The organism is Nocardia sp. NPDC004582 (assembly GCF_053602115.1).
Map to the genome: position 1 here is coordinate 30,016 of NZ_JBSGCY010000046.1, position 13,864 is coordinate 43,879.

A 13,864-nucleotide genomic window follows, 5' to 3' on the forward strand; every position below is an offset into this window, starting at 1 on the left:
CGGCCAGCAGGTTCTCCCCACCCGCCCGATACGCTGGACCGGTGAGCCCGGACAAGAACACCCAGACCATGAAGCCGCTCACCGCGGCGAACAAACTCGGCATCTACCTCCCGGCTACCCCGGCGGAGTTCCAGAGCTCACCCATCACCCGCGCCCAGCTCGAGGAACTGCGCGCCAACCCACCGCAGTGGCTGACCGACCTGTACGCCAACGGACCGTTCCCGCGCGACGTGGTGGCCCGCAAACTCGGCATCTCCAACTCCGGACTGGGCCGCGCCGGGGTGTCCGACGCGCTCACCGCCGAGGAGATCACCGCCCTCATCGCCGACCCGCCGGAATGGCTGGTCCGCGAACGCGAGAACCTGGTGGCCGTCCGCAAGGAAGCCGAGCGGGTCAAGGAGAAGGACGCCGCCCGCCGCGCCGCCACCAACCGCCCGCCCAAGAACCTCTTCGGCCCCAAGTAGGAACTCGCAGCCGGCGAGTAGGAACTCACAGTCGGCGCAGCACCCGATCCACCAGATCCGGGGCCGCGCCGAGATAGTTCTCGGGGCGCAGCAGCTCGATCAGTTCGGGCTTGCTCAGATGCCCGGCGATATCCGGGGATTCGGCCAGCACCTCCGCCAGCGGCCGGGTATTGGCGCGCGCCTCGAATGACGCGGCCTGCAAAGCCTTCTTGGCGATCGGCTTGCCGAGCAGGGGCGCCAAGCGGATCGAGAGGCGTTCGGCCGCGATCTGCCCCTCGGTGAGCGACAGATTCTCCGCCATCCGATCGGCGTCGGCGATCAGGCCGGTCGCCAGTTCGACCGCCGTGTGCGCGGCCCCGCCGACCAGCAGTAGGCACTCGCGCAGCGGCTGCCATTCCGCGTGCCAGGTCCCCGCCGAACGCTCGTCCTCGGCCAGCAGCGCCCCGAACAAGGTCGAGGCCAAGGCTGGGACCTGCAGCGCGGCCGCGCGAATCATGGTGCTCAGCACCGGGTTCCGCTTCTGCGGCATGGCCGAGGACTCACCGCGGCCGGGTGCGGCGGGCTCGGTCAGTTCCGCGGTCTCGTCGCGGGACTGGGAGATCACGTCGACCGCCAGCTTGCCCAGGGTGCCCGAGGTGACCGCCAGCGCGGCGGCCAGATCGGCGACCGGGGTGCGGACGGTATGCCAGGGCGCGGCGCTCGCCGCGAGCGAAAGCTCGGCGGCGAACTCACCGGTGAGGCGCTCCACGATCTCGGCCGCGGGCGCGTCCGACAGCTCCGACTCCGCGCACCGGGCGCATTCGATGTACGAGGCCAGAGTGCCCGCCGCACCGCCCAATTGGACCGGCAGCGTGCCGCGCACCCGGGCCAGGCGCTCCCGGGCGTCGAGCAGGCCCTGCATCCACACCGCCACCTTCGCGCCGAACGTCGTGGGCACGGCGTGCCGGGCCAGGGTACGGCCCGCGATCGGCGTATCCCGATGGCGGCGGGCCAATTCCGCCAGGGCGGCGAGGATGGCGTCCAGGTCGGCGACGATCACCGCCAGCACCCGGGAGGCGATCACCATGGTCGCGGTGTCCAGGATGTCCTGACTGGTGGAGCCGTAGTGCACGTAATCCGCGCTGACCGGATCCACGTCCGCGACCGCGGCGTGCAGGCGTTCCACGAAGCACACCACCGGATTCGCGGCTCCGCGCGCCGCCCGCGCGATCTCGCGGGCGTCGAACTCGTGCTCGCGCACCGCGGTGGCCAGGTGGCCGGTGACGGCGTCCGGGATCATGCCCAGGCGGGCCTCGGCGCGCGCCAGCGCCAGCTCGACCTCCAGCATGGCCTCGATCCACGCGTCGTCGCCCAGCAGCGACTCCACCGGCGTACCCGCCCCGACCGGGGCCAGCAGCCCGCATTCCACCGTCATGTCGGTGTGCCTTTCACTCTCGTCCACGAGTTCGGAATGCCGCTGCACCCCACGCTGATTCGGCGCCCGGCCCGCGTAGCGATGGGCGGTGAGGATCTCGCGGGCGATGGCGTCGCCGTCGGCCAGGGTCACCGAATTCACGCCCGGGCGCGGGCCCGCCGCCGTCACCCAGCGCACCGCCTCGGTCGGCACCCCGAAGGCGTAGCGGCGCGGATGGATCCGGCCCTGCGCGTCCACCGGATGATGCGTGCCCGGGGCCAGCGCCAGGCCGCCGGTGCGGTAGCGGCCGCCGTCCGGCGAGGCGATCACGTAGCCGCGCACCTCCGCGCGGCGCAACAGGTTGCGCAACAGCGGATCCGCGGTCCGATGCAGGTCCGGTGCGGGCACCCAGGCGTCGATGAGGGAACGTGCCCGCGCCGCCGAATCGCCCACCCGGGGCGAATCGACCACGAAGCACTCGTGCCGGGCGTCCGCCCGGACCCGCATGCCCGGACCGGCGACCCGCACCACGCCCGCGCGGATCAGGGCCGCCAGTTCCGAGATCCGGTGCGCCGGCGGGCCGATGGACAGGAAGGCGTTCATCGGCGTGTACCAGCGATCCAGGTCGTCGCGGTAGGAGGAACCCGCGATTCCGCCGTGGTCGACCACCAGGCGCACCTCGTTGCGCAGATCGCGCAGCACGTCCAGGGCCGCCTTCATCGGGCCGCGCACATTGCCCAGCCGGGCCTGATGGACGTCGGCGTCCAGATAGGACAGCAGCCAGGCGTGGAAATCCGCGGGATCGGTGAAGCAGCGGCCGCCGGTCGGATCGGTCAGGGCCTCCCAGTCCCAGCGGTCCCCGGCCGGGACGCCGAAGCGGTCGAGCAGCTCCTCCGCGTCGGCGGGCGTGCGGGCCAGCAGGTAGCGGTCGCGGAAGGAGGACAGCCGGGGCGGGCTCACCCGGTCGGCGAGCACGCCGGTGTAGTAGACCGACTCCACCTCGCGGGCGATATACGGCCACACGTCGCGGCGAAAGGACACGTCACCGGAATTCCTGGCGCGCGAGCGCAATCGGGCGATGCGGTCGGCGTTCAGCAGCAGCGGCTGATAGCGGCCGGCGACGCCCTTCTGATGCTCGCCACGGGCGTGATGCGGGACGCCGCGCCGACAGCCGGTGATGATCAGCGGTTCCCGGCCCGAGGCGACGTACTCCAGGCCCGCCTCGGTCTCCTTGAACCGGCCGCCGCGGCCCGCCGTCAGCAATGCCAGATAGTCGAAGAAGGTGAGGCCCAGGCCGCGGAGGATGACCGGCTCACGCTCGGGCACCCGGTCGATATCGGCGTCGGCGGCATTGCCGGGCGGGAAGTAGGTGAGGCCCAGGCGGTCCGCGGACTCGGCGAGCGACCCCGCCGCGGCCGGGGCGGCTTCGGGCAGATGGCCTTGGGTGAGCACCACCGCGTGCAGGCCGCGCAGCCGTTCCCCGGTGCTGAGCTCGAGCTCCTGGAAACCACCGGGGCCGTCGCGCAGATCCACCACGGTTGCCACGATTTCGCGGACCCGCACCCATTCGGCGTATCGATCGCGGGTGCGTTCGAATGCCCAGCGCAGGTAGTGGCCGTAGTAGGCGCGCGGCGGATAGGTGTCGGGGAGAATCCGCAGGGCCGCGCCGAAGGCGGTGGTGGGCAGGCCCGCGAAATTGCCGATCTTGGCCAGGAAGTTCGACCACTCGTAGAGGCTGGGGCCCCGTTCGACCGGGCCCGCCATCTCGACGGTGTCGTCGGTGAATATCGTGACCTGCTCGGCGACGGTGTTCATGAGCAGGTGCGACGACTGATCGGTCCGCCAGACCGAGCCGGTGCCGACCCGGCTCGAGTCGATGACCACCAGCTCGACACCGTCGGCGATACCTAATTGACGAGCGTTAGCGCAAACACGTTCGAAAACATTCAGACCTCGGGGGCCGACTCCAACAATGGCGATCCGTAAAACATTGTCGAGCATGCAAACTCACCGATCGCGCTCGATTAGCCATATCCGAATCCGGATACGCCGCCGAGGCTAGCAGCGGGTGGAACAGGCCCTCAAGAATGAGCGGTACGGAACGTCTGCTTCGCCGGGAATGTCTGCGGTGCCGGAATTATCAGCAGTAGTAGCAGACGCCGTTGGCCGGGAGCTCGGTGAAACAGTTGACGCACACGGCCTTGCGCGCCTCCGGTTCCGGCTTGGCCGCCGGAGCCGCGGCCGCCGCGGTGACCCGGCGCGGCGCGCCGCCATTGCGCGGAATCAGCGGCGGAATGCCACCGTCGGTCGGGATGTCCGCGCCGTAGGCGGCATAGCACTGCCACCGGGCGTAGGCGGCGTGCACCTCGAGATCGGCGGGAATCGGGAGGTGCGCCAGCTCCAGCACGTACTTGTAGCTGTCGCTGACCTTGTGGTTCTGCTTGACGCACAGCGCGGTCAGGGGCGGTTCGCCGGCATTGTGGCAGCGGCGCGCGACCTTGCGCAGGATGGCGTCCATCCAGGTGCGAGTCGGCGCGTCGGTGCGAATGCCCGACATCTCCTGCACCCGCTCGGCGAGTTCATTCACGGTGACGAAATGTCCGTAGCCCGAAGCGCATTCGGCCAGGACCTCATGGGCGGCCAGGGACCAGGCCACGGCCGCGTCGCGGAATGTCACCGCGGTCCGGTCGTCGATCCGCCAAGCCCCGGAAGTTGTTGCAGCATCCCTCATAGCCCGTACACGCTAACGCCTTCGACGGGCGACACGCCAATTCCGTTTGGACATATGGGGTTTCAGTTTGGTCACACTCGTCCAGATTTGGCATTACCGGCCAGTATCCGGACAAAAAGAAAGGAACCGCTTCCCGAATGGCAAGCGGTTCCGGCACTCTCACCCCGAAAACACATCGGTCCGCTTCCCCCGAGGGAAGCGGACCGATGATCAATGACTTGGTTCAAGTCATGGAGCAGGCTACTTGGCCTTCTCCAGCACCTCGACCAGACGCCACCGCTTGGTGGCGGACAGCGGACGGGTCTCCATCAGCTGCACGCGGTCGCCGACACCGGCGATCTCGTTCTCGTCGTGGGCCTTCACCTTCGAGGTGGTGCGGATGATCTTGCCGTAAAGCGAGTGCTTCACGCGATCCTCCAGCTCGACCACGATGGTCTTGTTCATCTTGTCGGAGACGACGTAGCCGATGCGCGTCTTGCGCTGGCCCCGCTCCTCCTGGGTGGCCGGCGTCTTGGCCGGGCCCTTGGCGTCGCTCATGCGGCGTCTCCCTTGCCTTCAGGACCGGAGGCCAGGCCGAGCTCGCGCTCGCGCATGACCGTGTAGATGCGCGCGATCTCGTGGCGGACCACGCGCAGGCGGCGGTTGTTCTGCAACTGACCGGTCGCCATCTGGAAGCGCAGGTTGAACAGCTCTTCCTTGGACTCGCGCAGCTTGGCGACGAGCGCCTCATTGTCGAGCTCGCGGAGCTCTGCAGTCGGGTTGGCGGTAGCCATCAGAACTGCTCCTCCCTGGTCACGATCCGGCACTTCATCGGGAGCTTGTGCATCGCGCGGCGCAGGGCCTCACGAGCGGTCTCCTCGTTCGGGTACGACAGCTCGAACATGACGCGTCCGGGCTTGACGTTCGCGATCCACCACTCCGGCGAACCCTTACCGGAACCCATGCGGGTTTCGGCCGGCTTCTTGGTGAGCGGGCGGTCCGGGTAGATGTTGATCCAGACCTTGCCGCCACGCTTGATGTGGCGGGTCATCGCGATACGCGCCGACTCGATCTGACGGTTGGTGACGTACGCCGGCTCCAGAGCCTGGATGCCGTACTCACCGAACGACACCGCGGTGCCGCCCTTCGCCATGCCGGAACGGCCGGGGTGGTGCTGCTTACGGTGCTTGACCTTGCGGGGCATCAACATAGGTCAGCCCTCCTGGTTCTCTGCCGGAGCCTCCGCCACAGCGGTAGCGGCGCGGCCGGCCTCGGTGCTGGTCGCGGTGGTGCCCTGGGCACCGCTGCGACGGGGGCGGCTCGGACGCTCGCGACGCGGGCGGTCGTCACGGTCGCGGCCGGACGGGGCCACAGCGGTGACCTCGCGCTTGCCGCCGACGATGTCGCCCTTGTAGATCCAGACCTTCACGCCGATGCGGCCGAAGGTGGTCTTCGCTTCGTACAGGCCGTAGTCGATGTCGGCGCGCAGCGTGTGCAGCGGCACGCGACCCTCACGGTAGAACTCCGAGCGCGACATTTCCGCGCCGCCGAGACGGCCGGAGCACTGCACACGGATGCCCTTGACGTTCGGCGAACGCATGGCCGACTGGATGGCCTTGCGCATCGCGCGACGGAACGCCACACGGTTGGACAGCTGCTCGGCAACACCCTGAGCAACCAGCTGAGCGTCCGACTCGGGGTTCTTGACCTCGAGGATGTTCAGCTGAACCTGCTTCTTGGTGAGCTTCTCCAGCTCGGCGCGAATGCGGTCGGCCTCGGCGCCACGACGGCCGATCACGATGCCCGGACGCGCGGTGTGGATGTCCACCCGCACGCGGTCACGGGTGCGCTCGATCTCGACCTTCGAGATGCCGGCCCGCTCCATGCCGGTGGCGAGGAGCTTGCGGATCGCGACGTCTTCCTTCACGTAGTCCGCGTACTGCTTGTCCGCGTACCAACGCGACTTCCAGTCGGTGGTGATACCGAGGCGGAAGCCATGGGGATTGATCTTCTGTCCCATTTACTTTGCCCCTCCCTTCCGGCGGCTACGAGTGGCAGCGCCGGCGGTGGGCACGCTCTCGACCTCGATGGTGATGTGGCTGGTGCGCTTGCGGATCCGGAACGCGCGGCCCTGGGCACGCGGCTGGAAACGCTTCATGGTCGCGCCCTCGTCGACGAACGCCGTCGAGATGACCAGGGTCGCCGGGTTGAGGCCGAGGTTGTTCTCGGCGTTGGCGGCCGCCGAGGCGACAACCTTCGCAACCGGCTCGCTCGCGGCCTGCGGCGCGAACTTCAGGATGTTCAGCGCGTCCTGCACGCTGCGGCCACGGACCAGGTCCACGACGCGGCGCGCCTTCATCGGCGTCACGCGAACGTGCTTGGCGGTCGCGCGCGCGGTCGGGTTCTGAGTTTCAGTGCTCATCGCCGCTTGCTCTTCCGATCTTCCTTGACGTGGCTCTTGAACGTGCGGGTCGGCGCGAATTCACCGAGCTTGTGTCCAACCATGTTCTCCGACACGAACACCGGCACGTGCTTGCGGCCGTCGTGGACCGAGAACGTGTGACCGATGAAATCGGGGATGATGGTGGAACGACGCGACCAGGTCTTGATGACCTGCTTCGTGCCCTTCTCGTTCTGGACGTCCACCTTCTTGAGGAGGTGTTCGTCGACGAACGGGCCCTTCTTCAGGCTGCGTGGCATGTCTAACCTCCTCCTTAACGCTTCTTGCCGCGGCGGCGGACGATGAGCTTGTCGCTGGGACGGTTGGGCTTACGGGTGCGGCCCTCGGGCTTGCCCCACGGGGAGACCGGGTGGCGACCACCGGAGGTCTTACCCTCACCACCACCGTGCGGGTGGTCGACCGGGTTCATGACCACACCACGGACGGTCGGGCGAACGCCCTTCCACCGCATACGGCCGGCCTTGCCCCAGTTGATGTTCGACTGCTCGGCGTTGCCGACCTCGCCGATGGTGGCGCGGCAGCGCACATCGACACGACGGATCTCACCGGAGGGCATACGCAGGACGGCGTAGGCGCCTTCCTTACCCAGCAGCTGGATGGACATGCCCGCGGCACGAGCCAGCTTGGCGCCACCACCCGGACGCAGCTCCACGGCGTGCACCGTGGTACCGGTCGGGATCGAGCGCAGCGGCAGGTTGTTGCCGGGCTTGATGTCGGCGCCGGGGCCCGACTCGATCTTCGTGCCCTGGGCGATGCCCTTGGGCGCGATGATGTAGCGCTTCTCGCCGTCAGCGAAGTGCAGCAGCGCGATGTTGGCGGTGCGGTTCGGGTCGTACTCGATGTGAGCGACCTTGGCCGGGATGCCGTCCTTGTCCAGGCGACGGAAGTCGATCAGACGGTAGGCACGCTTGTGGCCACCACCCTTGTGACGAGTGGTGATGCGGCCCTGCGCGTTACGGCCACCGGTCTTGCTCAGCGGACGCAGCAGCGACTTCTCGGGGGTCGAGCGGGTGATCTCGGCGAAGTCCGAGACCGATGCGCCGCGGCGACCCGGGGTTGTCGGCTTGTATTTACGAATTGCCATGAGTTCTTCTGCCTTCCTGAAGTCCCCGCCGCTTACGCGACCGGGCCTCCGAAGATCTCGATGGGCTTGCTGTCGGCCGAGATGGTCACGAGCGCGCGCTTGGTGCTCTTACGCGTGCCGTAGCCGAAGCGGGTCCGCTTGCGCTTGCCCTGACGGTTGGCGGTGTTGACGCTGGTCACCTTGACGCCGAAAACCTTCTCGACGGCAATCTTGATCTGCGTCTTGTTGGAGTCCGGGTGCACGATGAAGGTGTAGGTGCCCTCTTCGATCAGTCCGTAGGACTTCTCGGAGATCACCGGCGCCAGCAGAATGTCGCGGGGATCGGCGATGGTGGTCACTTGCTCTCCTCCTGTGCAGCTTCGGCGGGGCCGTGCACGAAGGCGTTGAGCGCCTCGACCGAGAACACGATCTCGTCCGACTTCAGGACGTCGTAGGTGTTCAGCTGGTCCGGGGCGATCGGGTGCACGCCCTGCAGGTTCGCCACGCTCTTCCACGCGGTGACATCTTCACGGCCGACGACGACCAGGATGTTCTTCCGCTCCGACAGCTCGGCGAGGAAGGACTTGGCCGACTTGGTCGACGGGGTCTGACCCGCGACCAGCTCGGTGATCACGTGGATGCGCTCGTTGCGAGCCCGGTCCGACAGAGCGCCACGCAGCGCGGCGACCTTCATCTTCTTGGGCAGACGCTGGGTGTAGTCACGCGGCTGCGGGCCGTGGACGGTGCCACCGCCGGCGAACTGCGGCGCACGGGTCGAACCCTGGCGCGCACGGCCGGTGCCCTTCTGGCGGTACGGCTTCTTGCCACCGCCGCGGACCATGCCGCGGGTCTTGGTGGCGTGCGTGCCCTGGCGAGCCGCGGCCTGCTGGGCCACGACGACCTGGTGCATCAGCGCGATGTTCGCGGTCACGTCGAAGATCTCCGCGGGGAGCTCGACGGTGCCCTCGGTCTTGCCGCCAGCGGCCTTGACCGTGAGCGTCAGGTTGGTCTTGGTCTCGGTGCTCATGCCCGGGCACCACCCTTCACTGCACTCTTGACGATCACGATGCCGCCGGTGCGGCCCGGGATCGCGCCCTTGATCAGCAGCAGGCCGTTCTCGGCGTCCACCTTGTGGACCGAGAGGTTCTGCGTGGTGACGCGGTCGTTACCCATACGGCCCGACATGCGCATGCCCTTGAAGACACGGCCCGGGGTGGAGCAACCACCGATGGAACCCGGACGACGGTGCACGGCCTGCGCACCGTGCGAGGCACCCTGGCCACGGAAGCCGTGGCGCTTCATGGTGCCCGCGAAGCCCTTGCCCTTGGAGGTGCCGGTCACGTCGACGTAGCTGCCCTCTTCGAAGGCGTCCGCGTTGATCTCCTGGCCGACCTCGAAGGCGGCGGCGTCGGCGACGCGCAGCTCGGCGATGTGGCGGCGAGGGGTGACACCGGCCTTGGCGAACTGACCGGAGACCGGCTTGTTCACCTTGCGGGGGTCGATGGCGCCGTAGGCGACCTGGACGGCCGAGTAGCCGTCGCGCTCCACGGTGCGGATCTGGGTAACGACGTTCGGGCCCGCCTTGACGACGGTCACGGGAACGACGCGGTTCTTCTCGTCGAAGACCTGGGTCATGCCGAGCTTGGTGCCCAGGATGCCCGCGGCCGGACGGCTCTTGTTGTCAGTCATATTCGAAGTCCCCGTCACTGAATGTTGACGTCGACGCTGGCCGGCAGGTCGATACGCATCAGGGCGTCAACCGTCTTCGGCGTCGGGTCGAGGATGTCGATAAGCCGCTTGTGCGTACGCATCTCGAAGTGCTCGCGCGAGTCCTTGTACTTGTGCGGCGACCGGATGACGCAGTAGATGTTCTTCTCGGTGGGCAACGGCACCGGGCCGACGACGCGGGCACCGGTACGGGTCACCGTCTCGACGATCTTGCGCGCAGACGCGTCGATCGCCTCATGGTCGTAGGCCTTGAGCCTGATGCGGATCTTCTGTCCCGCCACGCTGAGTGTCCTTTTCTCCGCTTGCGTTGTGGCCCAGGAGCTTTCACTCCCGAACCACCCTCATTTGCACAGCCCGAACACACGAAGACGCATCAGCCACCACACGACCGAGGCCCGAGGCCCGATCCATCGCCGCTGTTCATCTGTCATGGTTCATCCGGTCCACGCGGTCGGGCGTGTCGCTCCGCCGCTCATTCCTCGGCCCCGGACCAAAATCCTTACAAGCCTCGGAACATTGTTCCGGACGCACCCACGCCGCAAATCAGCGGGGTGCAAAATTGGGTCTTGCTCACCCACCACCAGCGCCGATCCAACGGAAAAGACGCAACCCGGTGTGGGCAACCCGAACAGTATGCCTCGAGCCACCGGGGTACTTCAAATCGACCCCTCCCCCGCCCCGGACTCAATGGCCCTGGTCACACCGGGTCGGGACACCCCGGGCCGGACGGCGCGACGGCCGGCGCGGAACCCGTTCCCGCACCGGCCATCTCACGTATCGCCGATCAGCGATGGTTGAGGTAGTAGTCCCAGCCGCCGAGGTCCTGCACCAGCAGGAAGTTGCCGCCCTGCATCACCGGCGAGTTGACCACGGCCATGCTGACCTGCCCACCGGGGGTGGCCGCGGCTTCGCCGACGACCTCGGTCAGGCTGCCGTACACCGCCCCGTTGATCTTCGGGATCTCCGAGTAGTACGGATCGAGGGCGATCCGGTTGTTCGCCCCGTTGATCTGGTCGATCGCCGCCGGGATCCAGGTGCCGGCGAGCGCCACCGTCTCGTCGTGGTTGAGGTCCACGGAGACGAGGACGCCGTGTCCCGGGTTGATCTGCGGCGTGAAGGCGGCGGCCGAGCCGGCGGCCGCGGTGACGGCGGCCGCTCCGGCGAGTGCGATGCCGGCGGAGGCCACCGCGGTACGAATACGCATGATGTCGGAAACTCCTATTTCCCCGATAGCCGGCCCGAGTGGCGCCGGCTCCCAGCCGCGCTCCGGGCGCAGCCTTCTCAGATAACTGGCAACCGGTCGGTTCTGCGCGGCGAGGCAAGTCGCCGACCTATTCGATGACGGATACGGAGCGGGGCTTTCCGATAACTTACTTTTGAGTAAGATACGGGCATGGGTAAAGAGACCGCTACGTATCGCGGGTGGAAGAAGCTTCCGGACAACCGGATCGGGCACACACTGTTCTCGCTCGGGATGGTGGCCCGGGTGCCGTACTTCGGCACCGTGCTGCCGAGCGTGGTGCGGCTGGAGCCGGGATTGTGCGAGGTGACCGCGCCCAAGTGGTTCGGCATCCACAATCACCTGGGGACCTTCCACGCCATCGCGGCGTGCAACCTGGCCGAGGTGGCGATGGGGATGCTGTCGGAGGCCACCGTGCCCGACACCCACCGGTGGATCCCCAAGGCCATGAACGTGCAGTACCTGGCCAAGGCCAACTCCGGACTGCGGGCGGTCGCGAGACTGGACGAGGTGCCCGACTTCGCGCGGATCACCGAGGGGCGCGAACTCGTGGTGCCGGTGTCGATCTACGACCGGTCCGGGCTCGAGGTCGTGCACGCCGACATCACCACCTGGGTGACGCCCAAGTAATCGGACGCTCGAGTAATCAGGGGTGCGAAGTCGGGACCGACCTGGCGTGCGCGGGTCCCGGCTGTTTGAATGCGGGTATGAGTGGCCGGGAGGTCGGCAGGGCCGCCGACGTGTGTGTGGTGGGGCTCGGTCCCACGGGCCGGGCGTTGGCGCACCGTGCCATGGCGGCGGGCATGCGGGTGGTCGCGGTGGATCCGCGGCCCACGCGGCTGTGGGCCCCGACGTTCTCCTGCTGGGTGGACGAGCTGCCGCAATGGCTGGGGCACAGCGCCATTGCCAGCCGGATCGAGGCGCCCACGGTGTGGACCACCGCCGAGCACCGCGTTCCACGGCCCTACTGCGTGCTGTCCAAGCAGGGCCTGTTCGACGCGCTCCCGCTCGACGACGCCACCGTGATCACCGGTCGCGCCCGCACCGTCGAGGCGCACCGGGTGGAGCTGGCCGACGGCACCGAGGTGCGCGCGGCCACCGTCTTCGACACCCGCGGGCAGGCCACGCCGGGCGCGCGCCGCACCGCCAGCGCGCACGGCATCTTCGTGGACGAGGACATCGCCGCGCCCATGGTGGCCGCCGGTGAAGGGCTGCTCCTGGATTGGCGCGACGAGAACGGCGCGGGCCCGGACGAGCCGCCGTCGTTCCTGTACTCGGTGCCGCTGGGCGACGGCACGGTCATCTTCGAGGAGACCAGTCTGGGCCTGCGCGGCGGCATGCCGCAGCACGAGTTGCGGCGGCGCACCCTGAATCGGCTGGCGGCGCACGGGATTCGGCTGCGCGGCGACGAGCCGACCGAGGCCGCCCACTATCCGCTCGACGAGCTGCCGCCGAAAGCCGGTCGCGGCGAGGTGATTCCGTTCGGTTCGCGCGGCGGCATGATGCATCCGATCACCGGATATTGCGTGGCGGATTCGCTGGCGCTGGTCGATACCGCGCTGGACGCGGTGCGGCGCGGCGCCGACCCGATCGAGGCGCTGTGGCCGTGGCAGGCGCGGCTGGTCTATTGGATGCGCATGCGCGGCGTGTACGGGCTGGGGCGGCTCACCACCGCGCAGTCCATCGCCATGTTCGAGGCGTTCTTCACTCGGCCGCCGCGGCAGCAGCGCGCCCTGTTGTCGGCGCACGACGATTACACGGCGCTGGGGTCGGCCTTGTTCATGACGGTCGCGACCACCTGGCCGTTCACCTGGCGGTACGACCTGGTCGGCTGGACCAATCGAAACCGCTGGGTCGGTTGGGATTACGGTCGGGCCCGCAGCCTGGATGATCTGCTGCTGTCCCCGGACAGCCCGCTATCCGGGGACAACACCCCCTGAGCCGAAACCGGCTCGGCCCTGGAAGGCGTGCGCGTCAGACCCAGTTCTCGATCCAGTACTTCCAGACCACCCCGGCGTAGGCGGCCAGCGGCGGCACCTTGATATCGGTCCCGGCGAGCGCGGCCGCGGTGTGGCGGGAGTCGAAGCGGCAGGCGAACTCGCAGTCCTCGATGACCTCCATCGGGATGCCGAGCTGCCGCAGCGCCCACCCCATGCCGGGCACCCGCAGCGTGACGTCGAGGGTCTGCTTGGGCATCACCTCGATCAGGTGCGGGGCTCCGGCCTCGTCGGCGAACAGGTTGAAGGCCTCGGCGACGCTCTGCTCGCGCGGGTCCACCAGGTGGTACGTGTCGGGCCCGGCGCCGGGCCGGTGCGCGATGTGGTCGAGCGCGCGGGCCACGAAATCGACCGGCACCATATTGGTTTCGCCGAGCTGGGGCGCCACCACGGGCAGGATGCGCGGCAGTTGCGCGGCCATGCGCAGCAGCCGGAAGAAGTAGTAGGGGCCGTCGATGCGGTCGATCTCGCCGGTGCGGGAGTGGCCGATCACGATGGACGGCCGGTAGATCCGCCACGGCACCGCGGTCTGGTCGCGTACGTCCTGTTCGGCCCGCAGCATGGCGCGCTGATAGGGGGTGGGCAGCAGCTGGCCGACGTCGGCCAGGTCCTCGGTGAACAGGCCTTCCCAGCCGCCAGCCACCCGCGCGGTCGAAACATGGTGCAGCCGTCCCGCTTCCAGCGCGGCCGCGAGTTCGGCCACCCGCCGGGTGCCGCCGGCACCGACGCGGTCGTCGAATCCATGCAGATCCGCTGCACCCATTTCGACGCCTTCCGCTTCTTCACTCCCGCGGCCGTCCCCCTCAAT

Annotated in this window: 18 protein-coding genes and 2 pseudogenes; 4 read left to right on the plus strand and 16 right to left on the minus strand. The window is 68.3% G+C overall.

Going from position 1 to position 13,864, the window contains the following annotated elements:
- Nucleotides 1–41: 41 nt before the first annotated feature.
- Nucleotides 42–464, plus strand: coding sequence for a DUF5997 family protein (locus ACWELJ_RS15545; RefSeq protein ID WP_452366825.1), 423 nt, complete (start codon nt 42–44; stop codon nt 462–464).
- A gap of 25 nt (nt 465–489) precedes the next feature.
- Here the strand turns inward: ACWELJ_RS15545 and ACWELJ_RS15550 are convergent, their stop codons facing one another.
- The 15 genes and pseudogenes from ACWELJ_RS15550 to ACWELJ_RS15620 form a co-directional block, all read right to left on the minus strand.
- Nucleotides 490–1,878 (minus strand): lyase family protein, encoded by a 1,389-nt coding sequence (locus ACWELJ_RS15550; protein WP_452366833.1) that lies wholly within the window; start codon nt 1,876–1,878, stop codon nt 490–492.
- A gap of 1,425 nt (nt 1,879–3,303) precedes the next feature.
- A pseudogene (locus ACWELJ_RS15555) lies at nt 3,304–3,858 on the minus strand (FAD/NAD(P)-binding protein); the annotation flags it as partial.
- A 139-nt stretch (nt 3,859–3,997) separates the two neighbouring features.
- A complete protein-coding gene (locus tag ACWELJ_RS15560; protein ID WP_452366826.1) occupies nt 3,998–4,588 on the minus strand; it encodes a hypothetical protein in 591 nt (196 codons plus the stop codon).
- Nucleotides 4,589–4,828: 240 nt separating this feature from the next.
- Nucleotides 4,829–5,125, minus strand: coding sequence for a 30S ribosomal protein S17 (gene rpsQ, locus ACWELJ_RS15565; RefSeq protein WP_357285070.1), 297 nt, complete (start codon nt 5,123–5,125; stop codon nt 4,829–4,831).
- A complete protein-coding gene (gene rpmC, locus ACWELJ_RS15570) occupies nt 5,122–5,361 on the minus strand; it encodes a 50S ribosomal protein L29 (RefSeq protein ID WP_040804215.1) in 240 nt (79 codons plus the stop codon). Before rpmC ends, rpsQ begins: the two co-directional genes overlap by 4 nt.
- Nucleotides 5,361–5,777 carry a 50S ribosomal protein L16 gene (gene rplP / locus ACWELJ_RS15575; RefSeq protein ID WP_452366827.1) on the minus strand — a complete coding sequence of 139 codons (417 nt, stop codon included), beginning with the start codon at nt 5,775–5,777 and terminating at the stop codon, nt 5,361–5,363. Before rplP ends, rpmC begins: the two co-directional genes overlap by 1 nt.
- 3 nt (nt 5,778–5,780) lie before the next feature.
- A complete protein-coding gene (gene rpsC / locus ACWELJ_RS15580) occupies nt 5,781–6,587 on the minus strand; it encodes a 30S ribosomal protein S3 (RefSeq protein ID WP_033091021.1) in 807 nt (268 codons plus the stop codon).
- A complete protein-coding gene (gene rplV / locus ACWELJ_RS15585) occupies nt 6,588–6,989 on the minus strand; it encodes a 50S ribosomal protein L22 (RefSeq protein WP_213558069.1) in 402 nt (133 codons plus the stop codon).
- A complete protein-coding gene (gene rpsS / locus ACWELJ_RS15590; protein WP_019931198.1) occupies nt 6,986–7,267 on the minus strand; it encodes a 30S ribosomal protein S19 in 282 nt (93 codons plus the stop codon). Before rpsS ends, rplV begins: the two co-directional genes overlap by 4 nt.
- 14 nt (nt 7,268–7,281) lie before the next feature.
- On the minus strand, nt 7,282–8,112 hold the full coding sequence (gene rplB / locus ACWELJ_RS15595) for a 50S ribosomal protein L2 (protein ID WP_213558070.1): 831 nt from the start codon (nt 8,110–8,112) through the stop codon (nt 7,282–7,284).
- Nucleotides 8,113–8,144: 32 nt separating this feature from the next.
- Nucleotides 8,145–8,450, minus strand: coding sequence for a 50S ribosomal protein L23 (gene rplW, locus ACWELJ_RS15600; RefSeq protein WP_067712168.1), 306 nt, complete (start codon nt 8,448–8,450; stop codon nt 8,145–8,147).
- Entirely contained in the window at nt 8,447–9,118 is a 672-nt protein-coding gene (gene rplD, locus ACWELJ_RS15605) for a 50S ribosomal protein L4 (RefSeq protein ID WP_379381510.1), read from the minus strand. Before rplD ends, rplW begins: the two co-directional genes overlap by 4 nt.
- Nucleotides 9,115–9,780, minus strand: coding sequence for a 50S ribosomal protein L3 (rplC, locus tag ACWELJ_RS15610; RefSeq protein WP_452366828.1), 666 nt, complete (start codon nt 9,778–9,780; stop codon nt 9,115–9,117). Before rplC ends, rplD begins: the two co-directional genes overlap by 4 nt.
- Before the next feature lie 14 nt (nt 9,781–9,794).
- Nucleotides 9,795–10,100 carry a 30S ribosomal protein S10 gene (rpsJ, locus tag ACWELJ_RS15615; protein ID WP_040804197.1) on the minus strand — a complete coding sequence of 102 codons (306 nt, stop codon included), beginning with the start codon at nt 10,098–10,100 and terminating at the stop codon, nt 9,795–9,797.
- Between the two features lie 503 nt (nt 10,101–10,603).
- Entirely contained in the window at nt 10,604–11,023 is a 420-nt protein-coding gene (locus ACWELJ_RS15620; protein ID WP_452366829.1) for a hypothetical protein, read from the minus strand.
- 189 nt (nt 11,024–11,212) lie between these two features.
- Between ACWELJ_RS15620 and ACWELJ_RS15625 the strand changes: the two genes are divergently transcribed.
- Both ACWELJ_RS15625 and ACWELJ_RS15630 read left to right on the plus strand, forming a co-directional pair.
- Nucleotides 11,213–11,689 (plus strand): hotdog fold domain-containing protein, encoded by a 477-nt coding sequence (locus ACWELJ_RS15625; protein WP_452366830.1) that lies wholly within the window; start codon nt 11,213–11,215, stop codon nt 11,687–11,689.
- Between the two features lie 77 nt (nt 11,690–11,766).
- Nucleotides 11,767–12,999 carry a lycopene cyclase family protein gene (locus ACWELJ_RS15630; RefSeq protein ID WP_452366831.1) on the plus strand — a complete coding sequence of 411 codons (1,233 nt, stop codon included), beginning with the start codon at nt 11,767–11,769 and terminating at the stop codon, nt 12,997–12,999.
- Nucleotides 13,000–13,033: 34 nt separating this feature from the next.
- On the opposite strand, the gene ACWELJ_RS15635 is transcribed toward ACWELJ_RS15630, so the two are convergent.
- On the minus strand, nt 13,034–13,759 hold the full coding sequence (locus ACWELJ_RS15635) for an SDR family oxidoreductase (protein WP_452366832.1): 726 nt from the start codon (nt 13,757–13,759) through the stop codon (nt 13,034–13,036).
- Nucleotides 13,760–13,765: 6 nt separating this feature from the next.
- Between ACWELJ_RS15635 and ACWELJ_RS15640 the strand changes: the two are divergent.
- Nucleotides 13,766–13,864 (plus strand): annotated as a pseudogene (locus ACWELJ_RS15640) (3-methyladenine DNA glycosylase); the annotation flags it as partial.